Origin of the sequence: Micromonospora sp. WMMA1363, from assembly GCF_030345795.1 — a bacterium.
In the GTDB taxonomy this organism is placed as follows: Bacteria; Actinomycetota; Actinomycetes; order Mycobacteriales; family Micromonosporaceae; genus Micromonospora.
Genome location: NZ_JAUALB010000001.1, coordinates 1,011,486 through 1,035,728 on the forward strand (window position 1 = coordinate 1,011,486; position 24,243 = coordinate 1,035,728).

The 24,243-nt window shown below is 72.1% G+C and carries 23 protein-coding genes and 1 pseudogene; 19 read left to right on the plus strand and 5 right to left on the minus strand.

What is annotated here, in order from left to right; all coding sequences use genetic code 11:
* Positions 1-21 precede the first annotated feature (21 nt).
* From QTQ03_RS04640 to QTQ03_RS04650, 3 genes are all read left to right on the plus strand, one after another.
* Positions 22-1,176 (plus strand): site-2 protease family protein, encoded by a 1,155-nt coding sequence (locus QTQ03_RS04640; protein WP_289276885.1) that lies wholly within the window; start codon positions 22-24, stop codon positions 1,174-1,176.
* Entirely contained in the window at positions 1,173-2,162 is a 990-nt protein-coding gene (locus tag QTQ03_RS04645) for a tRNA (adenine-N1)-methyltransferase (protein WP_289276886.1), read from the plus strand. Before QTQ03_RS04640 ends, QTQ03_RS04645 begins: the two co-directional genes overlap by 4 nt.
* Positions 2,163-2,240: 78 nt before the next feature.
* Positions 2,241-2,813, plus strand: a complete 573-nt coding sequence (locus tag QTQ03_RS04650) for a hypothetical protein (protein WP_289276887.1) — start codon at positions 2,241-2,243, stop codon at positions 2,811-2,813.
* Between the two features lie 67 nt (positions 2,814-2,880).
* On the opposite strand, the gene QTQ03_RS04655 is transcribed toward QTQ03_RS04650, so the two are convergent.
* Positions 2,881-3,174, minus strand: a complete 294-nt coding sequence (locus QTQ03_RS04655; RefSeq protein ID WP_289280672.1) for a ferredoxin — start codon at positions 3,172-3,174, stop codon at positions 2,881-2,883.
* A gap of 178 nt (positions 3,175-3,352) precedes the next feature.
* Here QTQ03_RS04655 and arc point away from each other — a divergent pair, with 178 nt between their 5' ends.
* The 8 genes from arc (at position 3,353) to QTQ03_RS04695 (ending at position 11,004) form a co-directional block, all read left to right on the plus strand.
* Positions 3,353-5,134 (plus strand): proteasome ATPase, encoded by a 1,782-nt coding sequence (gene arc, locus QTQ03_RS04660; RefSeq protein ID WP_289276888.1) that lies wholly within the window; start codon positions 3,353-3,355, stop codon positions 5,132-5,134.
* A gap of 140 nt (positions 5,135-5,274) precedes the next feature.
* Complete coding sequence (gene dop / locus QTQ03_RS04665) at positions 5,275-6,792, plus strand: depupylase/deamidase Dop (RefSeq protein WP_353890565.1); 1,518 nt, start codon at positions 5,275-5,277, stop codon at positions 6,790-6,792.
* A gap of 116 nt (positions 6,793-6,908) precedes the next feature.
* Complete coding sequence (locus QTQ03_RS04670) at positions 6,909-7,124, plus strand: ubiquitin-like protein Pup (protein WP_289276889.1); 216 nt, start codon at positions 6,909-6,911, stop codon at positions 7,122-7,124.
* 88 nt (positions 7,125-7,212) lie between these two features.
* Positions 7,213-7,440 (plus strand): endonuclease domain-containing protein, encoded by a 228-nt coding sequence (locus QTQ03_RS04675; RefSeq protein WP_289276890.1) that lies wholly within the window; start codon positions 7,213-7,215, stop codon positions 7,438-7,440.
* Positions 7,359-8,198, plus strand: a complete 840-nt coding sequence (prcB, locus tag QTQ03_RS04680; protein WP_289276891.1) for a proteasome subunit beta — start codon at positions 7,359-7,361, stop codon at positions 8,196-8,198. The genes QTQ03_RS04675 and prcB overlap by 82 nt, the downstream gene beginning before the upstream one ends.
* A 54-nt stretch (positions 8,199-8,252) precedes the next feature.
* Complete coding sequence (gene prcA, locus QTQ03_RS04685) at positions 8,253-9,068, plus strand: proteasome subunit alpha (protein WP_289276892.1); 816 nt, start codon at positions 8,253-8,255, stop codon at positions 9,066-9,068.
* Positions 9,069-9,403: 335 nt separating this feature from the next.
* Positions 9,404-10,762 carry a Pup--protein ligase gene (pafA, locus tag QTQ03_RS04690; protein WP_289276893.1) on the plus strand — a complete coding sequence of 453 codons (1,359 nt, stop codon included), beginning with the start codon at positions 9,404-9,406 and terminating at the stop codon, positions 10,760-10,762.
* A 56-nt stretch (positions 10,763-10,818) separates the two neighbouring features.
* Positions 10,819-11,004 (plus strand): hypothetical protein, encoded by a 186-nt coding sequence (locus tag QTQ03_RS04695; RefSeq protein WP_289276894.1) that lies wholly within the window; start codon positions 10,819-10,821, stop codon positions 11,002-11,004.
* A 112-nt stretch (positions 11,005-11,116) separates the two neighbouring features.
* Here the strand turns inward: QTQ03_RS04695 and QTQ03_RS04700 are convergent, their stop codons facing one another.
* Positions 11,117-12,202: a DUF3866 family protein gene (locus QTQ03_RS04700; RefSeq protein WP_289276895.1), complete on the minus strand. Its 1,086-nt coding sequence runs from the start codon at positions 12,200-12,202 to the stop codon at positions 11,117-11,119.
* 164 nt (positions 12,203-12,366) lie between these two features.
* Between QTQ03_RS04700 and QTQ03_RS04705 the strand changes: the two genes are divergently transcribed.
* From QTQ03_RS04705 to QTQ03_RS04730, 6 genes are all read left to right on the plus strand, one after another.
* On the plus strand, positions 12,367-13,365 hold the full coding sequence (locus tag QTQ03_RS04705; RefSeq protein ID WP_289276896.1) for a helix-turn-helix transcriptional regulator: 999 nt from the start codon (positions 12,367-12,369) through the stop codon (positions 13,363-13,365).
* Positions 13,362-14,390 (plus strand): helix-turn-helix transcriptional regulator, encoded by a 1,029-nt coding sequence (locus QTQ03_RS04710; RefSeq protein ID WP_289276897.1) that lies wholly within the window; start codon positions 13,362-13,364, stop codon positions 14,388-14,390. The genes QTQ03_RS04705 and QTQ03_RS04710 overlap by 4 nt, the downstream gene beginning before the upstream one ends.
* 10 nt (positions 14,391-14,400) lie before the next feature.
* Positions 14,401-14,649, plus strand: coding sequence for a hypothetical protein (locus QTQ03_RS04715; protein WP_289276898.1), 249 nt, complete (start codon positions 14,401-14,403; stop codon positions 14,647-14,649).
* A 207-nt stretch (positions 14,650-14,856) separates the two neighbouring features.
* Positions 14,857-15,165, plus strand: a complete 309-nt coding sequence (tatA, locus tag QTQ03_RS04720) for a Sec-independent protein translocase subunit TatA (RefSeq protein ID WP_289276899.1) — start codon at positions 14,857-14,859, stop codon at positions 15,163-15,165.
* Between the two features lie 17 nt (positions 15,166-15,182).
* Complete coding sequence (gene tatC / locus QTQ03_RS04725; RefSeq protein WP_289276900.1) at positions 15,183-16,136, plus strand: twin-arginine translocase subunit TatC; 954 nt, start codon at positions 15,183-15,185, stop codon at positions 16,134-16,136.
* A gap of 118 nt (positions 16,137-16,254) precedes the next feature.
* The gene (locus QTQ03_RS04730; RefSeq protein WP_502889690.1) at positions 16,255-17,172 is read left to right on the plus strand and encodes a diacylglycerol kinase; all 918 of its coding nucleotides are present in this window, start codon (positions 16,255-16,257) and stop codon (positions 17,170-17,172) included.
* Here QTQ03_RS04730 and QTQ03_RS04735 read toward each other — a convergent pair.
* A complete protein-coding gene (locus QTQ03_RS04735) occupies positions 17,135-18,049 on the minus strand; it encodes an EamA family transporter (RefSeq protein ID WP_502889691.1) in 915 nt (304 codons plus the stop codon). The two genes, QTQ03_RS04730 and QTQ03_RS04735, sit on opposite strands and share 38 nt — an antisense overlap.
* Before the next feature lie 70 nt (positions 18,050-18,119).
* Between QTQ03_RS04735 and QTQ03_RS04740 the strand changes: the two genes are divergently transcribed.
* A complete protein-coding gene (locus tag QTQ03_RS04740; protein WP_289276902.1) occupies positions 18,120-18,974 on the plus strand; it encodes a LysR family transcriptional regulator in 855 nt (284 codons plus the stop codon).
* 7 nt (positions 18,975-18,981) lie between these two features.
* On the opposite strand, the gene QTQ03_RS04745 is transcribed toward QTQ03_RS04740, so the two are convergent.
* Positions 18,982-19,752, minus strand: coding sequence for an HAD family hydrolase (locus tag QTQ03_RS04745; protein ID WP_502889692.1), 771 nt, complete (start codon positions 19,750-19,752; stop codon positions 18,982-18,984).
* An 87-nt stretch (positions 19,753-19,839) separates the two neighbouring features.
* On the opposite strand from QTQ03_RS04745, the gene QTQ03_RS04750 reads away from it, so the two are divergent.
* Positions 19,840-22,629, plus strand: a complete 2,790-nt coding sequence (locus QTQ03_RS04750; RefSeq protein WP_289276903.1) for a DEAD/DEAH box helicase — start codon at positions 19,840-19,842, stop codon at positions 22,627-22,629.
* A 168-nt stretch (positions 22,630-22,797) separates the two neighbouring features.
* Here the strand turns inward: QTQ03_RS04750 and QTQ03_RS04755 are convergent.
* A pseudogene (locus QTQ03_RS04755) lies at positions 22,798-24,133 on the minus strand (chitinase).
* Positions 24,134-24,243: the final 110 nt, after the last annotated feature.

Genomic DNA, 24,243 nt, shown 5'->3' on the forward strand with positions numbered 1-24,243 from the left:
CGCCGCGTAGCATCGTGGGCGATGGAACAGACGAGGCGAGCCCCGCGCCGGCCCGACCGGCGCCCCGGCCTGACCGTCGGCCGGGTGTTCGGGGTGCCGCTGTACCTCAACGGGTCGATGGTGCTGCTCGCGTTGGTCATCACTGTGCTGTACGCCGAGTTCGCTCGCCAGCAGTTGGCCCTGTCTCAGCTCGGCGGCTACCTCGTCGGCTTCGGCTTCGTCGTCTCGCTGCTCGGCTCGGTGCTGCTGCACGAGCTGGGCCACGCCCTCACCGCCCGCCGGTACGGCATCGGCGTGCGCGGAATCACCCTGGAACTGCTCGGCGGCTACACCGAGATGGAACGCGACGCCCCGTCGCCCCGGGTGGACCTGCTGGTGTCACTCGCCGGGCCGGCGGTCTCCGCCGTCCTCGGCGCGGTGGCCGTCGCCGCCACCCTGGCCCTGCCCGACGGCACCCTGGTCAACCAGCTTGCCTTCCAACTCGCGGTGAGTAATGTCATCGTGGCGGTGTTCAACATCCTGCCCGGGCTGCCGCTCGACGGCGGCCGGGCGCTGCGGGCCGCCGTCTGGTCGGTCACCCACGACCGGCACCGGGGCACCGAAGTCGCCGGCTGGGTCGGGCGGGCCGTCGCCGTCGGCACCGCCGGGCTGGTCACGCTGCTCACCCTGACCCGCCAGGTGGCGCCGCTGGCCCTACCGCTGATGCTGCTGGTGGCGTTCACCCTCTGGCGCGGGGCCGGGCAATCCGTCCGGGTGGCCCGGGTCAGCCGGCGGTTCCCGCTGATCGACCTGTCCAGGCTGGCCCGGCCGGTTTGCACCGTGCCGACCGGCACTCCCCTCGCCGAGGCGCAGCGCCGAGGCGCCGCCGGCGGCGAGCCGGGCGCCGCGCTGCTCGTCACCGACTCCGCCGGCCGGCCGTTCGCCCTGGTCGACCCGGCCGCAGCGGAGGCCGTTCCGGTGGAACGCCGCCCCTGGCTGGCGGTCGACGCGGTGTCCCGATCGCTGGACAACCTGCCGGCCGTGCCGGTCGGCCTCGACGGAGACCAGGTAATGGAGACCGTCCAGCGGCACCCGGCCGCGCAGTACGTGGTGACCGCACGGGAAGATGTCGTCGGCATCCTGCACATCGCGGATCTGGCCCAGCTCCTCGAACCTCACCGGAAGATGAACACGTGACCGCAACTCCCTCCGCCGCACGCGCAGACCAGCACACCCCGGAGCCGCCCCCGGTGCACCGTGGGCCGTTCCGGCCCGGCGACCGGGTGCAGCTGACCGACCCGAAGGGGCGGATGCACACGGTCACCCTGGAGCCGGGCAAGGAGTTCCACACCCACCGCGGCATCCTCAAGCACGACGCCCTGGTCGGTCAGCCGGACGGCAGCGTCGTCACCACCGCCGGCGGCGGCACCGCCTTCCTCGCGTTGCGACCGCTGCTCGCCGACTACGTGCTGTCCATGCCTCGCGGTGCCCAGGTGATCTACCCGAAGGACGCCGCCCAGATCGTCGCAATGGGGGACATCTTCCCCGGAGCCAAGGTCCTGGAGGCCGGCGCCGGCTCGGGCGCGCTCAGCTGCTCGCTGCTGCGCGCCGTCGGGCCCACCGGCGAGCTGCACTCGTGGGAGCTGCGCGACGACTTCGCCCAGATCGCCCGGCGCAACGTCGAGGCGTTCTTCACCGCCCCTCACCCGGCCTGGCGGCTGCACGTCGGGGATGTCGCGACCACCACCGAGACCGGGTTCGACCGGATCATCCTCGACATGCTCACCCCGTGGGAGACCCTCGACATGGTCGAGCGAGCGTTGCTGCCCGGCGGCGTGTTCATCGGGTACGTCGCCACCACGCCGCAGCTGTCCGAGTTGGTGGAGGCGCTGCGCGAGCGCGGCGGCTGGACCGAGCCGCGGGCCTGGGAGTCGCTGGTGCGCGACTGGCATTCCGAGGGGCTGGCCGTCCGGCCCGACCACCGCATGATCGCCCACACCGCGTTCCTGGTGTCCGCGCGTAAGCTCGCCCCCGGGGTCACCGCACCGCCGCGGCGTCGCAAGCCCAGCAAGAGCGCCGAGGCGTACGTCCAGCGCCGCGCCGCGCTGCGTGCGGCGGAAGCCGCCCGGCGGGCAGCCGCCGGGGCGGAGCCCGAGCCGGTCAGGGATGCGGAGCTGCCGTGACGGCGGAGCGGGGCGGCTGGGAATGACGGGACACACGCCGGTCGAGGTGGGCCGGTGGCGCGACTGCGGGGAGGCGGTATGAGCCGGCCGGGCTTCGGCGGCGGCGACCTGCCGGCGGTGTTCCCGGACTGGTCGCCGTACCAGGACCTCGAGTCGGCGGCGCGGGCCTACCTACGCGACCCGGACGTGGCCCTCGAAGCGCTCGGCGGCGTGCTCCGCGGTGCGTCCGTGCTCGGATTCACCCTGGAGCGCTTCGTCAACGAGGTCAACGGCGTCTGGCAGGAGGTCGTCGTCTGCGACGGCAGTCGACTGATCCTCTGGCACGGCGAGGACGTCCCGCCCGGCGAGGGCCCGGCCGGCTCGATGACCTCGTCGCTGCGGGTCGTGCCGGTCTCCACGGTCACCGAGTTGGGCTGCCGGCGTCGGCTCACGCGCACCGACGACGGCGCCGTCCGCGTCGACAGCATCGACGTCTACCTGCTGCTCTCCTCGCTGGACGAGGCTCCGTCCAGCGAGGAGGCGGCGGGTGCGCCGCGGCATGACGCGTTGCGCTTCGGCAAGACCCTCGACGACGGCGGCGCCGGTCAGATCGCCCGGCTGGAGGAGTTCGCCCGGCTGGTCGCGTCGGTCACCGGCCGACCGGTGCTGTGAGGCGGGCCGTCGCGCGGACGGCGGCGGGGCGGACCGCTGGCCCACCGGCCGCGGGACGCCGCCGGCGTCAGGCCTCGGCCTCCGGGCCGGCCACCTCGGCGCCGTCGCTGCCGCGCACCACGTGGATGCACTCGCCCGGGCACTCCTTCGCCGAGTCGATCACCTCGAGCTGGAGGTGATCCGGCACATCCACCCGGCCGCCCGGGGTTTGCACGAGCTCACCGTCGGGGCCCTTGACGTACGCGAGACCGTCGATGTCGAACTCGAAGACCTCCGGCGCGTACTGGACGCACAGCCCGTCGCCCGTGCACAGGTCCTGATCCACCCAGACCTGTAGCTGGTCCGTCGCGACGTCGGCCACCGGTGTACCCCCCATGTTCTCCTGTCCCACGCCTTGACGGTACCCGAACGCCCCGGACCGGCTCGGGTGCCCGCCTTCGCGATCAAGGTTCGGTGACGAGGGCGTTGCGTGGGACCGAATCGGGCTCATAGCGGCTAGTGTTAGGGCAGAACGTTCAAGCCCCCCGGGGAGGTGGGACGTGGCACGCAGCGACGACGCGGACTCGCGCGCCGCACGGTGGGAGAAGGAGGCCCACGATCTCTCCACGCAGGTCGCGTTCCTGCAAGAGGAACTCGCTCTGGTGCGGCGCAAGTTGACCGAAAGCCCCCGACACGTCCGGCAGCTCGAGGAGCGGCTGGCGGCCACCCAGGCTCAGTTGGCGCGGCTGACCGAGAACAACGACCGGCTCGTGAGCACCTTGAAGGAGGCTCGCGCGCAGATTGTGACGCTCAAGGAGGAGATCGACCGCCTCGCTCAGCCGCCGAGTGGCTATGGGATCTTCCTCGCGCGGCACGACGACGGCACGGTGGACGTGTTCACCGGTGGCCGCAAGCTCCGGGTGGCCGTCTCGCCCTCGCTGGACGCGGGTGAGCTCAGTCGCGGGCAGGAGGTACTGCTCAACGACGCGCTCAACATCGTCGACGCGTTCGGTTACGAGCGGGTCGGCGAGGTCGTGATGCTCAAGGAGGTGCTCGCCGGACCCGGCGGCGCCCCGGGTGACCGTGCCCTGGTGGTGTCCCACTCCGACGAGGAGCGCGTCGTGCACCTCGCGGAGGCCCTGATCGGCAGCCCGATAAGAGCCGGCGACTCGCTCATGATCGAGCCCCGGTCGGCGTACGCGTACGAGCGGATTCCCAAGAGCGAGGTCGAGGAGCTGGTTCTCGAGGAGGTGCCCGACGTCGACTACACCGACATCGGTGGCCTCCACACGCAGATCGAGCAGATCCGAGATGCGGTGGAGTTGCCGTTCCTGCACGCCGACCTGTTCCGCGAGCACCAGCTCCGCCCGCCGAAGGGCATCCTGCTGTACGGCCCGCCCGGCTGCGGCAAGACGCTCATCGCCAAGGCGGTGGCGAACTCACTGGCCAAGAAGATCGCCGAGCGGCGCGGCGAGGAGAAGCACACCAGCTACTTCCTCAACATCAAGGGCCCGGAGCTGCTCAACAAGTACGTCGGCGAGACCGAGCGGCACATCCGGCTGGTGTTCCAGCGGGCTCGGGAGAAGGCGGGTGAGGGCACGCCGGTCATCGTGTTCTTCGATGAGATGGACTCGGTCTTCCGTACCCGCGGTTCCGGCGTCTCCTCCGACGTGGAGAACACGATCGTCCCGCAGCTGCTCAGCGAGATCGACGGCGTCGAGGGTCTGGAGAACGTCATCGTCATCGGCGCCTCCAACCGGGAGGACATGATCGATCCGGCGATTCTGCGTCCCGGTCGGCTCGACGTGAAGATAAAGATCGAGCGGCCGGACGCCGAGGCGGCCAAGGACATCTTCTCCAAGTACATCCTCCCCGGGCTTCCCCTGCACCCGGACGACCTGACCGAGCACGGCGGTGACCCGCAGGCCACGGTGGCTGCCATGATCGACGCGGTGGTCCTGCGGATGTACTCGGAGACCGAGGAGAACCGCTTCCTCGAGGTCACGTACGCCAACGGGGACAAGGAAGTCCTCTACTTCAAGGATTTCAACTCCGGCGCGATGATTCAGAACATCGTCGACCGGGGCAAGAAGATGGCCATCAAGGAGTTCCTCACCTCCGGCCGCAAGGGTATGCGCCTGCAGCACCTCCTCGACGCCTGTGTCGACGAGTTCCGGGAGAACGAGGACCTGCCCAACACCACCAATCCCGACGACTGGGCGCGAATCTCCGGCAAGAAGGGCGAGCGGATCGTCTACATCCGCACGCTCGTCTCCGGCGGCAAGGGCGCCGAGGCGGGCCGGTCCATCGAGACCGCCAGCAACACCGGTCAGTACCTCTGACCGTCGGCGGCGGGGCCCGGGCGCGGAGAGCGACCGGGCCCCGCCGCCCTCCGGCGCGCCGGACGGGCGCGTCACCATCGGTCGTCACCCCGACTACGCTCGACAGCGGGACCGGTCGGGCGAGCGAAGCAGGTAGGTCGATGAGCGTTAGACGGATCATGGGCACCGAGGTCGAGTACGGCATCTCCGTGCCCGGCCAGGCTGGTGCCAATCCCATGGTCACCTCCTCCCAGGTGGTCAACGCCTACGGGGCGCGCCCGGAACTCAACCGTGGCGGCCGGGCCCGGTGGGACTACGAGGAGGAGTCACCGCTGCGGGACGCGCGTGGCTTCACCTACTCCGGTGCCGCCTACGACCCCGCGGAGGCCCTCGCCGACGAGGACCTGGGCCTGGCCAATGTGATACTCACCAACGGCGCGCGACTCTACGTCGACCACGCCCACCCGGAGTACTCCACCCCGGAGGTCACCAACCCTCGCGATCTGGTGCGCTGGGACAAGGCCGGTGAGCGGGTGATGGCCGAGGCCGCGCGGCGCGCCGCCACCATCCCCGGCACCCATCCCATCCACCTGTACAAGAACAACACCGACAACAAGGGCGCCAGCTACGGCGCTCACGAGAACTACCTGATGCGGCGGCAGACCCCGTTCGCCGACATCGTCGCGTATCTGACCCCGTTTTTCGTTACCCGGCAGATCGTCTCCGGCGCCGGCCGGGTCGGCATCGGTCAGGACGGCGGGGGAAGTGGCTTCCAGATCTCCCAGCGTGCCGACTTCTTCGAGGTCGAGGTGGGCCTGGAGACCACCCTCAAGCGGCCCATCATCAACACCCGGGACGAGCCGCACGCCGACGCCGACAAGTACCGACGGCTGCACGTGATCATCGGTGACGCCAACCTGTCGGAGATCTCGACGTACTTGAAGGTCGGCACGACCGCGCTGATCCTTACCATGATCGAGGAGAAGGCCCTCGGCCCCGACCTCGGCATCGCCGATCCGGTCAGCGAACTGCGTGCGGTCAGTCACGACCCGTCGCTCACCCACCTGATGCGGCTGCGTGACGGGCGGCGGCTCACCGCCCTCGACGTGCAGTGGGCCTACTACGAGCGGGTGCGTTCCTTCGTGGACGAACGGTTCGGTGCCGACGCCGACGAGCAGACCGCCGATGTGCTGAACCGTTGGGAGAGCGTCCTGGACCGGCTCGGCCGGGACGCCATGCTTTGCGCCGACGAGCTCGACTGGGTGGCCAAGCTGCGGCTGCTGGAGGGCTACCGGGAGCGGGAGAAGCTCGGCTGGGGATCGCACAAACTGCAACTGGTCGACCTTCAGTATTCGGACGTCCGCCCGGAGAAGGGGCTCTACCACCGGTTGGTCTCCCGGGGTGCGATGAAGACGCTCCTACCGCAGGAGCAGACCCAAACCGCGATGACCGAGCCACCGGAGGACACCCGCGCCTACTTCCGGGGCCGCTGCCTCGCCCAGTACGCCTCCGAGGTGGTCGCCGCCAGTTGGGACTCGGTCATCTTCGACGTCGGCCGTGAGTCGCTGGTGCGGGTGCCGATGATGGAGCCGGAACGCGGTACCCGTACGCACGTCGGCGCGCTCTTCGACCGCTGTGAGAGCGCGAAGGATCTGCTGGAGACCCTGACCGGCGGCTGAGCCGTCCACCACCGGGTGAGGCGGAAGGCCTGTCGTGTGCCGCGAGCGGGCGCGCGGCGGGCTTTGGTCGCCTGCGCGAGGTAAGTTCGTCGCAGACGATCGTGGAGGAGGCAGCCATGGCCACTCGTGACACCGGCGGGCAGTCGCAGTCCGGCCGCTCCCGGCAGGATGAGGAGATCGAAGACGTCGCCACCGAGGCGAACCCGGAGGTCGCCGAACGGCAGGCCGAGATCACCGAGGATGTCGACGACCTGCTCGACGAGATCGACTCCGTTCTCGAGGAGAACGCAGAAGAATTCGTGAGGGGCTATGTCCAGAAGGGTGGGGAATAGGCATCACCTCCGGCGTCGCTGCGGCGCCGGGTAGCGGGAGTTCGCCGCCCTGCTCGCGGAGCAGGGCGGGGTCTGCGCCAGCTACGGCGTGGAAGATCCGCAACACCTGGACCACGATCAGCGCGCCGGATGGGTGCGCGGGATAATCTGCTTCAACTGCAACGGTGGTCTTGGCTGGTTCCGTGACGACGTGTCGCGATTGGCCAGGGCGATCACGTACCTGAGAGGAACCACGTGGCAGCGGGTTTTGATCCATCCGGGCGTCTTCCCGATGTGTTCACCAACGCGGGGACGTCCTCCTTCACAACGTTCCTGAGCAAGGCGGCTCCCGAGATGCTGCCCGGTCGCCGGCCGCTGCCACCGGGCATGGCGGCCGACCTGGCACCGCACGCCACCACCATCGTGGCGCTCTCGACGGCCGGCGGCGTCGTGATGGCTGGTGACCGGCGGGCCACGATGGGCAACCTCATCGCCCAGCGGGACATCGAGAAGGTGCACCCGGCTGACGCGTACTCACTGGTGGGCATGGCCGGTACCGCGGGCATCGGCATCGAGCTGATGCGACTGTTCCAGGTGGAGCTGGAGCACTACGAGAAGATCGAGGGCGCGATGCTCTCACTCGACGGCAAGGCCAACCGGCTCGCGTCGATGATCCGGGGCAACCTGGGGGCTGCGATGCAGGGCCTGGCCGTGGTTCCGCTGTTCGCCGGGTTCGACCTGGCCGCGAGCGACCCGGCGCGGGCCGGCCGGATCTTCAGCTTCGACGTGACCGGCGGCCCGTACGAGGAGACCGGGTACGACGCGGTCGGCTCGGGCTCGCTGTTCGCGAAGTCGGCCCTGAAGAAGCGGTTCCGGGTCGGGCTGTCCGTCGACGACGCCGTCCGCCTGGCGGTGGAGGCACTGTACGACGCCGCCGACGAAGACACCGCGACCGGCGGCCCGGACCTTACCCGGCGGATCTTCCCGGTGTTGATGACCGCGACGGCGGAGGGCACGCACCGGCTCACCGACGCCGAGGCCGCGGCGATCGCCGAGAGCGTCGTCGCCGCCCGGATGGAGACCCCGGGCGGCTGACGCCGCCCCATCTGACAGCAGTCCCCGCACAGCGCCGTAAGGAGAACCGCCGCCGTGGCCATGCAGTTCTACGCCTCGCCCGAGCAGATCATGCGCGACCGTTCCGAGTTGGCCCGCAAGGGCATCGCCCGGGGGCGTAGCGCGGTGGTCGTTAGTTACGCCGGCGGGGTGCTCTTCGTCGCGGAGAACCTGTCCAGCGCCCTGCACAAGGTCAGCGAGATCTACGACCGGATCGGCTTCGCCGCCGTCGGGCGGTACAACGAATTCGAGAATCTGCGGCGGGCCGGGGTGCGGATGGCGGACCTGAACGGTCTGAGCTACGACCGTCGGGACGTGACCGGTCGGGCCCTCGCGAACGCGTTCGCCCAGACCCTCGGGGCGATTTTCACCGAGCAGTCGAAGCCGTTCGAGGTGGAGATCTGCGTGGCCCAGGTCGGAGCCACGCCCGGCGACGACGAGCTGTACCGGCTGACCTACGACGGGTCGGTCACGGACGAGCCGGGCCGGATGGCGATGGGTGGCCAGGCCGAGGCGATCGCCGGTGCGCTCAAGTCGAACCACCGCTCGGACATGTCACTTGCCGACGCGGTGAAGGTGGCGGTGCAGGCGTTGGGCAGCGTCGGCGGGGAGGGTGGGGCCTCGCGGACGATCGCCGCGGACCAACTGGAGGTGGCGATCCTGGATCGCTCCCGGTTGGGCCGCACCTTCCGGCGGATCACCGGCGCCGCGCTGACCGCGTTGCTGGACGGCGGAAAGGCCGAGGAGCCGCCGACGCGGCCGGAGACACCGACGGAGGCGGCGCACAAGCCGACCACGTCGGCGGGGTCGGCCGACCTGGAGGGCCAGGAGCCCGAGCACCCCGAGTCCTGAGTCCCGGCCGGGACTGGCGCGACTCGATCCGCGGGACCACGCCCCGCGCCCCGGCATCGGGATCCCACCCGACGCCGGGGCAGCCGGTGCCGGCCCACCTTGACGACGGGTGGGCCCGCGGGCCCTGCTGTCCCCCTATCAGGGGACGGGGACGGTTGCGGCGAGGCCGCGTCCGAAGCCCAGCGGCAGCGGGCCGACCGTCGATGACCTGAGGGGCGGGCTCACACCGTACCGCCGGTGGCCGGGCCGAAGCCGGCGGAGGTGGGCGGGCACCGCGCGGGAACGGGCACGGCGAGCGTTGCCCAACGGGGGCTCCGGGCGGCTAATGTCTCATCATGGAGCGGCGAATCTTCGGCCTCGAAACCGAGTACGGCGTCACCTGCACCTATCGCGGTCAGCGCCGGCTTTCCCCCGACGAGGTCGCACGGTACCTGTTCCGGCGGGTGGTCTCGTGGGGCCGGTCGAGCAACGTGTTCCTGCGCAACGGCGCCCGGCTGTACCTGGACGTCGGGTCCCATCCGGAGTACGCGACGCCGGAGTGTGACTCGGTTGCGGACTTGGTCGCGCACGACCGGGCCGGCGAGCGGATCCTCGAGGGGCTGCTGGTCGACGCGGAGAAGCGGCTGCACGACGAGGGCATCGCGGGCGAGATCTACCTGTTCAAGAACAACACCGACTCGGCCGGGAACTCGTACGGCTGCCACGAGAACTACCTCGTCTCTCGGCACGGCGAGTTCGGCCGGTTGGCCGACGTGCTGATCCCGTTCCTGGTCACCCGGCAGCTGATCTGCGGCGCGGGGAAGGTGCTGCAGACGCCGCGTGGTGCGGTCTACTGCCTGTCGCAGCGGGCGGAGCACATCTGGGAGGGTGTCTCGTCGGCGACCACCCGGAGCCGGCCGATCATCAATACCCGGGACGAGCCGCACGCGGACGCGGAGCGGTACCGCCGGCTGCACGTGATCGTCGGCGACTCGAACATGAACGAGGTCACCACGCTGCTGAAGGTCGGTACGGCGGACATCGTGCTGCGGATGATCGAGGCGGGCGTGGTGATGCGCGACCTGACGCTGGAGAACCCGATCCGAGCGATCCGCGAGGTGTCGCACGACATCACGGGCCGGCGGAAGGTGCGCCTGGCCTCCGGCAAGGAGGTCAGCGCGCTGGAAATCCAGCAGGAGTACCTGGCGAAGGCGACGGAGTTCGTGGAGCGGCGCGGCGGCGACCAGACGGCGAAGCGGGTGGTGGAGCTGTGGGGTCGGGTGCTGCGGGCGGTGGAGACCGGTGACCTGGAGCCGGTGGCCCGGGAGATCGACTGGGTGACGAAGCTGCGGCTGATCGAGCGCTACCAGCGCAAGCACGACCTGCCGCTGTCGCATCCGCGGGTGGCCCAGATGGACCTCGCGTACCACGACCTGCGCCGGGGTCGAGGTCTGTACGGCCTGCTGGAGCGGCGGGGCACGGTGGACCGGGTGGCGACCGACCCGGAGATCTTCGAGGCGAAGGAGACACCGCCGCAGACGACACGCGCACGGCTGCGGGGTGAGTTCATCCGGCATGCCCAGGAGAAGCGGCGGGACTTCACGGTGGACTGGGTGCACCTGAAGCTGAACGATCAGGCGCAGCGCACGGTGTTGTGCAAGGATCCGTTCCGGGCGTACGACGAGCGGGTGGAGCGGCTGATCGCCAGCATGTGAGGGGCGGCGCGGGTGTGCGCGGTCCCCCCTCCGGGCCCGGGTAGGCTGGCGGCGCCATGATGCCTACCGAACCGACCGGCCGGGGCTCCGAGAAGCAGAACTGGGCCGAACGCCGCCGGCAGAAGATCCGCGACGAGATCGAGCGCAACCGTCGCGGCGAGTACACCGTGCCCACCTGGGTGCTCGCGCTCGCGCTCGCGCTGATCGTGGGTGCCTGGGCCGCCTTGGCCATCTTCGCCTGATTCGTTGCGCGACGCGGTCGCGCGTGTCTGGTGCGGGGCGTCGGGTCGATCCGGTCCGCGACCGGCGGATCGGCCTACCCGGCGCGGGACGGTGCCATGCGGGCGTCGCCGGTCAGCTGAGCAGGCGGGCGGCGTGCCGGCCGGCCGCCGCGGCGGCGAGGAAGTAGACGTGGTCGGCGGCCAGACCCCGACCCATCGTCGACAGCGGCACCGGGCTGGCCCGCAGGGCGGCGTCGAGGCCGTCGACCGGCACCCGGACCACGTCGTGCCGGGCCGCGAGCGGCGCGAGCGCCGCGTCGACCGCGTCGGCGAGCGCCGGGTCGAGGCCCTCGGGCACCGCCAGCTCCGCGCGGGCCAGGGCGATCCGGCCGTACGCGGTGAGGCTGTGGTGGGACACGCCGCGGTGCCGGGGGCGGGGGTCGGCGGCGGAGATACGCAGCGACCCGACCGGCCGCCCGCCCAGCACGGCGACCGCGTTGACCGCCTCGCCGACCGCCACCCCGGAGAAGCCCCACCGGGTGCCGGTGCCGAGGTTGCCCGGTCCCTGGGCGACGACCGCGAGGTCCGCGTGCAGCACGTGCCGGGCGGCGAGCAGCCCGCTGTAGAGCGTGCTGGCCTCCAGGTCTCCGCCGAAAGCCTGTCCGACGCTGATCGTGCCGGCCAGGTGGCCGCGCAGCCCGGCGAGGGTACGGGAGAACCAGGCGGGTAGCGCGGCGCCGTCGGTGAGCAGGTAGGCCACCCGGGCGCCGGGGGCGTCCGCGCGGATCCCGGCGAGGATCGCCGGCAGCGCGGAGTGCAGGTCGGCGGTGACCACCGGCAGCCCGGCCAGGTCGTCGGCCCCGGCCAGGGCCGCCCGGTGTGGGGAGGACTCCTCGTCGACACCGAGCAGGATCGGCTGCAACGGGGTGTAGCGGGCCTTGACCAGGTGGCCCGCGTCACGGCTGTCGGCCGGCGCGGGCGGGTCCGGCGGTAGCCGGTCCGGCAGGGCCACGACGAGGGCGTACCCGCCGGTGCCGAGGCCCATCAGCAGGGCGCCGGCATTGAGCAGCACCCGGTCACCGACCTCGGGCCGGCCCACGAGGCCGGGGTAGGCGAGGGCGCGCAGCACCGTACCGTCCGCTAGTGCGACGTCCAACTCGACCGCGCCGGTCCACTCCCGCCGCACCGTCGTCACCGTTCCCGACCGCCATCGCACCATGCGGCGACGCTAGCGGTCGCAGGTGTCGGCGAGCACGTCCGGGTGGCTCCAGGCGTACGGTGAGCGGAGGTTTCCGGGCCGCCGGTGACCACGGCCCGGTGACGGTCGTGACGCGCGGTGCGATGGGTACACATGTTCGGCCGGCCGGCTGCTAGCGTCGTACCGTGTCGCGGACCCGCACCGAACGCCTGGTCAACCTGGTGATCTGCCTGCTGTCCACGCGGCGGTTCCTGACCGCCGCGCAGATCGCCGCGACCGTGCCCGGCTACGAGCACGATCCGCACGACGCGCGTGACCACGAGGCGTTCCAGCGCAAGTTCGAACGGGACAAGGCTGAGCTGCGTGAGCTGGGTGTCCCGCTGGAGACCGGGACGGCCAGTGTGTTCGACGTCGAGCCGGGTTACCGGATCGCCCGGCGGGAGTACGCGCTGCCCGACATCCCGCTCGAGCCGGATGAGGCCGCCGCGGTGGGCATCGCCGCCCGGTTGTGGCAGCATGCCGGCCTGGCTGCCGCCGCCTCCTCGGGGTTGGCGAAGCTGCGGGCCGCCGGCGTGGACGTGGACCCACAGGCCACTCTCGGGTTGGAGCCGATGGTGACGGTCGACCCGGCGTTCGCTCCGCTGACCGCCGCGGCCCGGGACCGCTGCGAGGTGACGTTCGCCTACCGGGTCCCGGACCGGGACGAGCCGTCCCGTCGCCGCCTTCAGCCGTGGGGCGTGGTCTGCTGGCGGGGCCGGTGGTATGTGGTCGGCCACGACCTGGACCGGGCCGCCACCCGCTGCTTCCGGCTCTCCCGGGTGGTGGGCGCGGTCCGGGTGACCGGCCGGCCGGGCGCCTACGATCCACCTCACGGGGTGGATCTGATCAGCCACGTCGCCCGCTGGTCCGGCCCGGTGGAGCGCACCGGCCGGGCCACGGTCCTTGCCGCTCCCGGCCGGGCAGCCGGGTTGCGCCGCTGGGCGGTGGAGACGGCTGCGGGGTTGGACGGTGACCGGCTGGTTTTGCCCTACTCCGATCCGGAGGCCCTCGCCGGCAAGCTCGTCGGCTACGGCCCGGACGTGCGGGTGCTCGACCCGCCGGAGGTGCGGGAGGCGGTCATCCAGCGGCTCAAGGAGATCGCCACCCGCCACGAGGACCTGGCCGGCACCGGGGGTGCCCGGTGACCCGGCCGGCCGCCCGCGGCGGCTCCCGCACCTCCGCCGACCGGCTGGCCCGGCTGCTCAACCTCGTGCCGTACCTGCTGGCCCGGCCCGGTATCGAGATCGCCGAGGCGGCGGCCGACCTGGGTGTCACCGAGCGGCAGCTGCGGGAGGACCTGGAGCTGCTGTGGGTGTGCGGGCTGCCCGGGTACGGCCCGGGCGATCTGATCGACATGGCGTTCGACGGCGACCGGGTGACGATCATCTACGACGCGGGAATCGACCGGCCGCTGCGGCTCACCCAGGATGAGGCGCTCGCCCTGGTGGTGGCGCTGCGGATGCTGGCCGAGACGCCCGGGGTGGCCAACCGGGAGGCCGTGGAGCGGGCCCTCGCCAAGATCGAGCATGCGGCGGGTGACCTGATGGGCGCGCCGGTCGCGGTGCGGTTGCCGGCCGACACCCGCCGGGTGGCGGAGCTGCGGACGGCCGTGGAGAGCGGCCGGGCGCTGCGGATCACCTACTACACGGCCGCCCGGGATGAGACGACCGAGCGGGTGGTCGACCCGCTGCGGATGCTGATGGTCGGCGGCCGGGCGTACGTGGAGGCGTGGTGCCGCCGCGCCGAGGGGGTGCGACTGTTCCGGGCCGACCGGATCGACGCGGTGACGCCGTTGGACGAGCCGGCACGGATACCGCCGCAGGCCCGCCCGCACGACCTCACCGACGGGGTGTTCCGGCCCTCGCCGGACCTGCCGCTGCTCACCCTGAGGATCGGTCGGGGCGAGCGGTGGATCACCGAGTACTACCCGTGCGAGCGGGTCGAGGAGGGCGACGGCGACCAGTGGCTGGTGTCGCTGCGCGTCACCGACCTGGGCTGGGCCCGCCGGTTCGTGCTGGGGCTCGGGCCCGACGTCACCGTGGTCGCACCGGTGGAACTTGCCGGGCGGGTGCACGCGGCGGCGGCCGCGGCCCTGGACGCCTACGCGACGCCGCTGCCGCCACGCGTCCCGGCTGCGGCCGATCCGACGGTGGCGGCGCCCACGCAGTAGGCTGACCGCCGTGGTGACGTGGATCGTGGTGGCGTTGGTGCTGGTCCCGCTCGGGCTGCTCGGGCTGGCCGGGCGTGCGGTGCTGGTGCGGCTGCCCCAGCTGCGCCGAGCCGCCGTGGCGCTCCAGCGGCGGGCCGTCGAGGCCGAGGCACTCCAGGAGGCCGCCGAGACCCTCCAGGCCCGTGTCGAGGCGCTGCAGCGACGGCTGGACGCCACCCAGCGGCGGCTCGCCGTCATCAAGACGAAGCGTGGCGACTGATCGATCCTCGTCGCACGTCCGCGCGGTCACGCCGCGTTCCGCGTGGGCGCTGACACGACCCCGTGGTTGACGGAACATCGGCGGTTGGTCAAGACTTCACCGGCCGGGCCGATCTGTCTCCCGCCCGGCGGGTGGCAACGACCCACGACGCACGTACGATGGGCTGCGGTACCACCCCTGCCCGACACAGAGCGACTGGAGCTTCCCATGGGTGCCCTCAAGCCGTGGCACATCGCCGTACTCGTGGTCGTGCTGATCCTGCTCTTCGGCGCGAAGCGGCTCCCCGACGCGGCCCGGTCGCTGGGCCGATCGCTGCGGATCATCAAGGCTGAGACGCGGAGCCTGCAGGACGACGATCGTGACCTGGCCGAGAAGGCCGACGCGCAGGCCGGCTACCAGCCGCTGCCGCCGCAGGCCCAGCAGGCCGCGCAGCAGCCGTACGGCCAGCAGTCGCCCCAGCAGGCCCCGCCGCAGCAGCCGGTCGTCGACCCGGTGCAGCGCGTCCGCGACAACTGACCAAGGTCCCGACCACCGTGGCCTTCGCCCTGCGCAAGCGCGGCCCCAGCAAGTTCCAGCAGGCCGTGGACGGCTCGATGACGCTGGTCGAGCACATCCGTGAGCTACGCGACCGGCTGTTCCGCGCGTCGCTGGCCGTCGTCGCCGGCCTGATCGTTGGTTTCGTTCTCGCGCAGCCGGCCTTCGACCTGCTGAAGGAGCCCTACTGCGACCTACCGGGCGCCACCAACGCGCTCGGCGAGTGCCAGCAGTTCCTCCAGCTGTCCCCGGCGGACGGGTTCATCCTCAAGCTCAAACTGGCTTTGTGGATCGGTCTGATCGTCGCGGCCCCGGTCTGGCTCTACCAGCTTTGGGCGTTCATCGCGCCCGGTCTGCACCGGCACGAGCGCAAGTGGGCGTATGTGTTCGTCTCCATCGCCTTCCCACTGTTCGTCGGTGGGGCGGTCCTCGCCTACCTGGTCGTGGACAAGGGCCTGGCGTTCCTCATGGAGTCCGGTGTCACCGGGCTGTCCACGCAACTCGAGGTGACGCGGTACATCTCCTTCGTCACGAACATGATCCTGCTGTTCGGGGTGGCGTTCGAGTTTCCCCTGATCCTGCTGATGTTGAACTTCACCGGGGTGGCCACCGCGCGGCGGCTGCTCAGCTGGTGGCGCGCGGTGATCTTCATATGTTTCGCCTTCGCCGCCGTTGCGACCCCGGATCCTGGACCCTTCGGGATGACGCTGCTCGCCCTGTCGCTGTCGCTGCTGTACTTCATCGCTGTCGGCGTCGCCTTCCTCAACGACAAGCGCCGGGGCCGGGGCCGGGACGTCTACGCCGGCGTCGCCGACGACGAGGCCTCGCCGCTGGAGGTCGACCGGGAACCGGTCGAGGCCGCTGCTCCGGTCGACGTGGTCAAGCCGATCGGGTCGCCGGAGCCGATCGCCAAGCCCGTCCCGATCGAGCGTCGCTACGACGACATGACCTGATCGATCCGCGCCGGGTGGGCACGGCAGCCCGTGATCGGCGTGGCGTGCTGGGCACCGGCACCGGCGGCATCGTGGCCTGGGGAACCCGCCCCAGGGGGCGGCGGGTACGGTGCTCGCCGTGACCGCAGACGATCGACGGCCCACCGGCCCGGTCGCCGTTCTGGCCAATCCGACCGCAGGCCGGGGACGCCAGCGAGGATTGCTGCCCCAGCTGGTGGACCGGCTCGCCGCGGGCGGACGGCCGGTGCGGGTGCTGGAGGCACGGACCGCGGCGCGGGCGCAGGCGGCCTGCCACGAGGCTGTCGCGGAGGGCGCGTCGGCCCTGGTCGCCGTCGGCGGCGACGGCACCGTGCACCTTGCCCTGCAGGCGGTGGCGGGCACGTCGGTGCCGTTCGGACCGGTGCCGGTGGGAACCGGCAACGACTTCGCGGTCGAGACCGGGTTCCCGGCGGACCCCCTCGCGGCCGCGGACGTGATCGCGGCGGCGCTGCGCGACGGACGGTCCCACTCGGTCGACCTGGGGCGGATCACCGCGGGGGACGGCAGCCAGCGGTGGTACGGTGCGGTGCTCGCCGCCGGCTTCGACGCGATCGTCAACGAGCGGGCGAACCGGATGCACTGGCCGCGTGGTCCGCGCCGCTACGACCTGGCGATCCTGGTGGAGCTGGCCCGGCTGCGGCACCGCCGCTACACCCTGCGCCTGGACGGGGAGACGCACGCGGCGGACGCCGTCCTGGTCGCCGTTGGAAACTGTCCCAGCTACGGCGGCGGCATGCGGATCTGCCCGGACGCCGATCCGGGCGACGGGCTGCTCGACGTCGTGGTGGGTGGGCGGTTCGACCGGTGCACGCTGATCCGGGTGAAGCCGCACATCTACCAGGGCACGCACGTCGGGCACCCGTTGGTGCGCAGCTACCGGGCACGGACCGTGGAACTGGCCGCGACGGGCATCACCACGTACGCCGACGGCGAGCGGGCGGCCGACCTACCAGTGACGATCACCGCCGTCCCGGGCGCGGTGCGGCTGCTGCGTTGATCCGGACCGCGCCGACGCTGGCGGCGATCACCAGCCCGATCGCGAGCACCTCGCCGGCGCTGAGCCGCTGCCGCAGCACCAGCCAGCCGGCGAGGGCGGCGATGGCCGGACCGAGGCTCGTCAGGACCGCGAAGGTGGCGGTGGGCAGCCGGCGCAGGGCGAGCAGTTCCATGGTGTAGGGGGCCACCGAGGAGAGGACGGCGACCGCACCGCCCAGCGCCAGCACAGTCGGGTCCAGCAGCGCGGTGCCGGACTCGGCCAAACCCGGTGGCAGGGTGAGCAACGCGGCGGCGGCCATCGCCAGGGCGAGCCCATCGGCACCGGGGAAGCGGCGGCCGACCCGGGCGCTGAACACGATGTAGCCCGCCCACATCACTCCGGCCGCCAGAGCCAGGCCGGTGCCGACCGGGTCCAGCCGGTCGAAGCCGCCCCGGCCGAGCAGCGCCACCCCGGCGAGCGCGAGCAGTGCACAGCACCAACTGGCGGTGCGGTGCGTGGTGATCACCGACAGCGCCAGCGGACCGAGCACCTCCAGGGTCACCGCCGGTCCCAGCGGAACGCGCTCGATGGCCTGGTAGAACAGCGAGTTCATGCCGGCCAGCGCGACACCGAACGCGCCGACGGCCGCCCAGTCGCTGCGGCCGTGCCCACGGAGCCGGGGCCGGCAGACCGCCAGCAGCAGCACGGCGGCCACGGTCAGCCGCAGCGTCACCGCCCCGGCGACTCCGGACCGGGGGAAGAGCAGGGCGGCTATCGCCGACCCGAACTGCACCGACAGCGCCCCGCCGAGCACGAGGCCCACCGGGCCGAGGCCGCCGCGGGGCCGTCGGGTCGGTGCAGAACCGGGTGTCGGTCGGTCGAGCCGGGTGTCGGTCACACCCTCGACGCTAGGAGCTGCCGTCGGCGGGCGGAAATGCCGGTTCCGCCGGTGCCTATGCTTTCCACGTATGACCGTGGAACTACGCCACCTGCGTGCCCTCCTCGCCATCGCCGAGGAGGGCAGCATCACCCGCGCGGCGGTCCGGCTCCGGCTGACTCAGCCCGCGGTGTCCCGAACGCTGCGCCAACTCGAGACGCATCTTGGCCTACGGCTGGTCGACCGGTCCACCCACCACCTGGAACTCACCAGCGTGGGCCGGGCGTACCGGGACCGGGCCGCCGCCGCCGTGGCCGCGGTCGACGACGTGCTCGACCCGGAGCACGCGGGCGGGCGGCCGATCCGGCTCGGGCACGCCTGGTCGGCGCTGGGCGAGCACACCGTCAGCCTGCTGCGCCGCTGGCGTCGGGTGCGCCCGGAGACGCCGCTGGAGCTGCTGCGCATCGACGAGCGTAGCGCCGGGCTGGCCCAGGGCCGGGTCGACGTCGCCGTCCTGCGGCAACCGGTCGACCTGCCCGGGGTGCGGGCGCACCGCCTGCGCACCGAACCGCGGCTCGCCACCGTGCCGGTGGACAGCCCACTGGCCCAGCGAGCCAGCCTGGCACTCGCCGACCTGGCAGACCAGCCGATCGCCGTGAACGCCGGGACCGGTACCACCACGCTGGACCTGTGGCCGGCCGGGTGCGCCCCCGCCGTCGTGGTGCACGTCGCCAACACCGACGATTGGCTGGCGGCGATCAGCGCTGGTCGCGCGGTGGGGGTCACCACCTCGGCGACCGCCGCCATGCATCCGAGTCCGGCGGTGGTCTACCTGCCGCTGACGGACGCCCCCGCGGTGACCGTCCTGCTGGCCTGGCGCCACCCGCCTGGTCATCCGGCACTCGCCGACCTGGTCGCGTTGGCCCGGGAGGTCGTCTCCGGGTGATTACCGCTCAGCCGGGCCGGGTCAGGTCGAGCACCGCGCCGAGGCCGTTCGGGCAGCCGGCGTCGGCGGCGGGCAGCACCAGCACCGCGCAGCCGGCGGCCACCGCGCCCGCGTCGGCGGGGGTGTCCCCGACCATGAGCGCGTGCTCCGGGTCGACCCCCAGCATTCCGCAGGCACGCAGGAAGATGCCCGGGTCGGGCTTGCACCGGCCGACCTCGTACGACAGGACGAACGCGTCCACCAGGTCGGTGAACCCCCAGGCGGCGAAGAGTGGCCGGATGTCGAAGCCGATGTTGCTGACCACGCCGACGCGGATCCCGGCGGCGCGCAGCGCGCCCAGGGTGGGGGCGGTGTCCGGGTAGGGCACCCAGCCCGCGGGCACCAGCAGCCGCTCGTAGAGCGCCTCGGCCAGTCCTTCGATGCCGGCGTCGACGGTCGACGCGAGGCCGGTGTACGCGCCGCGGTGGGCGTGCGGGTACAGGTCCCGGGCCGCCCACAGCTCGGCCAGCGCGGGCGGGACCCGGGCTGGCAGCGGGCCGCCCGCCCGCCCGGCGGTGAGCAGCCGGTCGGCCAGCGCGGTCGCCCGGACCCGGTCGAGCGTGACACCGCAGGACTCGGCCGCCCCGGTTACCCATGCGCCTGCCTCTTCCACCTGGGCGAGCGTGCCGTGGAAGTCGAAAAGCACCCCCGCCACCGGCCGGCGGGGCGCCTCTCGGGCGGCGGTCTCGGCGGGGTTGTCCGGGGCGGGCGGGTGGGTGGGTTCGGTACGGTCCGGCACGTCGTGCACCCTACCGATCGCCCCGGACGGGCCCGGACCGGACGGCCTGGTCGGTGTCGGGGGACAGCACGCACTAACCTTGGTCACATGTCGAGCCCCGCCGAGCGGTACGCCGCGGCGCGCCGCCGGGCCGCGCAGGCCTCCCACTTCCCGGCGCTGGACGAGTTCGCCTTCGATCTTGGGTTCGACCTCGACGACTTCCAGCGGGAGGCGTGCCAGGCGCTGGAGCGGGGTAGCGGCGTTTTGGTGTGCGCCCCCACCGGGGCCGGCAAGACCGTGGTCGGCGAGTTCGCCGTCCACCTGGCGCTGCGCGGCGCATCCGGCGCGCCGGCCGCCGCCGACGCCCCCGCCCGGCGTAAGTGCTTCTACACGACTCCCATCAAGGCGCTGTCGAACCAGAAGTACCACGACCTGGTCGACCGCTACGGCGCAGCGCAGGTCGGGCTGCTCACCGGCGACAACGCCATCAACGGCGACGCCCCCGTGGTGGTGATGACCACCGAGGTGCTGCGCAACATGCTCTACGCCGGCTCGGCCACGCTGGAGGGCCTGGCGTACGTGGTGATGGACGAGGTGCACTACCTCGCCGACCGGTTCCGGGGCGGTGTGTGGGAAGAGGTGATCATCCATCTTCCCGCCTCGGTCACCCTGGTCTCCCTCTCGGCGACGGTGTCCAACGCCGAGGAATTCGCCGACTGGCTGGTGACCGTGCGGGGCGAGACCGCGGTGGTGGTCAGCGAGCACCGACCGGTGCCGCTGTGGCAGCACATGCTCGTCGGCCGGCGGATGTTCGATCTGTTCCACGACGCCGACGCGGCCCGCAAGCACGACGTACACCCGGAACTGCTGCGCTACACCCGGGACACCTTGCGTCGCCTGGAACTGGGCGAGGGGCGCGGCGCGGGGCCGGGCGGCGGCCGGCGCGGACCGCGCTGGCGGGGGCCGCTGCGGCCGGACATCGTCGACCGGCTCGACCGGGAGGGGCTGCTGCCGGCGATCCTGTTCATCTTCAGTCGGGCCGGCTGCGACGCCGCGGTGCAGCAGTGCCTCGCCGCCGGGCTGCGGCTCACCAGCCCGGAGGAGCGGGCGGAGATCCGGCGGGTGGTGGAGAGCCGGGTCACCGCGATTCCCGGCGAGGACCTGTCGGTGCTCGGGTACTGGGAATGGCTCGATGGGCTGGAGCGGGGGCTGGCCGCGCACCACGCGGGCATGCTGCCGGCGTTCAAGGAGGTCGTCGAGGAACTGTTCGTACGGGGCCTGGTGAAGGCGGTGTTCGCCACCGAGACACTGGCGTTGGGAATCAACATGCCGGCCCGTTGCGTGGTCCTGGAACGCCTGGTGAAGTACAACGGCGAGGCTCATGTCGACCTCACGCCAGGGGAGTACACGCAGCTCACCGGCCGGGCCGGCCGGCGGGGTATCGACGTGGAGGGGCACGCCGTCGTGGTGTGGTCGCCGGAGACGGATCCGCGGCACGTGGCCGGCCTGGCGTCGACCCGCACGTACCCGCTGCGGTCCAGCTTCCGGCCGTCGTACAACATGGCCGTCAACCTGGTCGGCACGGTCGGCGCGGAGCCGGCTCGGGCGCTGCTCGAGGCGAGCTTCGCGCAGTTCCAGGCGGACCGGTCGGTGGTCGGCCTGGCCCGGCAGGTCCAGCGCAACACCGAGACGATCGAGGCGTACGGGGCGGAGGCGGCCTGCCAACACGGGGACTTCGACGCGTATTTCGCGCTGCGGGTGGCGATCGCCGACCGGGAGCGGTCCCTCGCCCGGCAGGGGCAGAGCCAGCGCAAGGCGGCGGCGATCGCGTCCCTGGAGCGGTTACGGATCGGCGACGTGATCCGGGTGCCGTCCGGGCGGCGGGCTGGCCTCGCGGTGGTGCTCGATCCCGCCACCGGCGGCTTCGGCGAGCCGCGCCCGCTGGTGCTCACCCAGGATCGGTGGGCCGGTCGGGTCAGCCCGGGTGACTTCACCACACCTGCCGAGGTGCTCGCCCGGATCCGGGTGCCGAAGCACTTCAACCACCGTTCCCCGGCCGCCCGGCGGGACTTGGCCGCCGAGGTCAGCGGCACCGGCCTGGACCGGCACGGCGGTCGCCGGGGCAGCCGGTCCCGGCAGACGACGGGGGAGGACCACCGGCTCTCCCAGCTCCGCACCGAGCTGCGCCGGCACCCGTGCCACGCCTGCCCGGACCGGGACGAGCACGCCCGCTGGGCCGAGCGCCGCCGCCGGCTGGAGAAGGACACCGAGGAGCTCCGGCAGCGGGTGGCCGGCCGGACCGGCTCACTCGCCCGGACGTTCGACCGGATCGTCGCCCTGCTGACCGCCCGCGGCTACCTCGCGCCCGACGGGGCGGTCACCGACGCCGGGCGGACGCTGGGCCGGATCTGGACCGAGGCGGACCTGCTGGTCGCGGAGTGCCTGCGGCGCGGCGTCTGGGACGGGCTCAGCCCGGCCGAGCTGGCAGCGGCGGTGTCGGTGGTGGTTTTCGAGGCCCGCCGCGACGTCGACGAACGGGCGTCGCTGCCGCGGGGTGCTGCGGCGGAGGCGGTCGACGCGACCCTGAAGCTGTGGAGTGAGATCGAGGCCGACGAGGCGGCCCGGGGCCTGGGGGGCACCCGCGAGCCGGATCTCGGCTTCGCCTGGCCGATCTACCGCTGGGCGCGTGGGGAAGCTCTCGCGAAGGTACTTGCCAGCGGTCACGAGATCGACGGGGAGATGCCGGCCGGCGACTTCGTCCGTTGGGCCCGGCAGGTGGTCGACCTACTCGGTCAGCTCGCCGATTCCGGAGGGGCTTCGGCCGAGCTGCGGTCCACCGCCCGGCTGGCCATCGCCGCCGTGAACCGTGGCGTACTGGCGTATCAGGCCGCCGCCTGACATCACTCAGAGTCGCTGTCGGTCCCCGGTCGGTCGCCTCGCTCGGTCACCGCGGCGCCGCCAGATCATCCACCTCGGGTACCGGTCTGGTCGATGCTGGCCGACGGAGCCCGGTACCGCCCACCGGTTTGTGGGGCGAGGACGGCCGGTCGTCCCCGCCCCGTCGGGTCAGGGCAGTGCCTTCAGAAACGGCCCGTGGTGGAGCCGGAACTCCCAGTCGTAGTACCGATCCCAGTTGATCGACCAGGTCATCAGGCCCCGGAGGTTCGGGTTGGTGCCGCTGCGCGGCGTGTACGAGCCGCAGCTGTGGCCGTGTACCAGGCAGGTGACGGCCGTCTGCACCCCGGCCGGCGAAACGTAACCGTTGCCGGCGCTGACGGAGGACGGCGCGCCGACGGCAACCTGGTCCTCCCGCAGGGCGGCAAAGACGCGGTCCGGGTTCCCGGCCACCGGGAAGCCGGCAAGGAGCATGTCGGTCATCGCGATGTGGAAGTCCGCTCCGCCCATCGTGTGGTACTGATTGTCCAGTCCGACGATCGGCCCGGAGTTGTCGTCCTGCACGTGCACGGTGATGTCGTTGCGCAGGGCGTGGATGACCGGCAGGTACGATCCGGCGCGTGGGTCCTGCAAAAGCCCCACGGTCCGGGTCCGTAGAACTGGTAGCCGAGCTGCACGAAGAACGTCTCCGGCGCCATGGTGAGCATGAAGTCGGCCCCGTGCCGCTGCTTGAGACTGCGGATCGCGGAGATCAGGTTGACGATCACCGGCGTGGTGGGGTTGCGGAAATCGGTGTCACCGGCGTTCAGATGGAGTGAATGCCCCTCGAAGTCGATGTCCAGACCGTCGAGGCCGTACCGGTCGATGATCGCCGAAACCGACTGGACGAACGTGTCCCGCGCGCCGGCCGTGGTGAGCTGGACCTGACCGTTCTGCCCGCCGATCGAGAGCAGCACCTTCTTGCCCTGCCGCTGCTTGGCGCGGATCGCGGCGATGAATTCGGCCTCGCTTTCGACGCCCGGGCACTCGGTGGGCGGGCAGAGCTGGAAGCGGATGTCGCCGGAGGTCACGCTCGTCGGCTCGCCGAAGGCAAGGTTGATGACGTCCCAGTCGGCCGGCACGTCGGCCATCCGGAGGTAGCCGGAACCGTTGGCGAAGCTTGCGTGTAGGTAGCCGATCCGGGCGTGCTTCGGCAGTTCGCCCGTCGGCGGCGTGGTCGCTGGCGGTGTGGTGGGTGGTGCGGTCGTGGGCGGGGGCGTGGTGGTCGGCGGACCGGTCGGGGTCGTCCCGCCGCCGCACGGCACGCCGTTCAGGGTGCAGTCGGTGGGGGAGCCGGAGCCGGTGGCGAGGAAGCCGAAGGAGACCGAGGCGCCCTCCCCTCCCATCCGGTGTCCCAGTCGGCGGTCTTGACGAAGGTGGCGGTGGGGCCGGCGGCCCGGGCCGGCACGGCCAGGACGAGCGTGGTGCCGACGACGGTGACAACGGCCGAGATCACGGCCAGTAACAGGTTGCGGGCGGGCTGACGCATCCGGACCTCCCGGCACAAGGAGCCGTCGGATCGACGGATGTTTAATTAGTAAGATTGTTAACTATCGTTGTCCAGTCGCGTGGACGCGA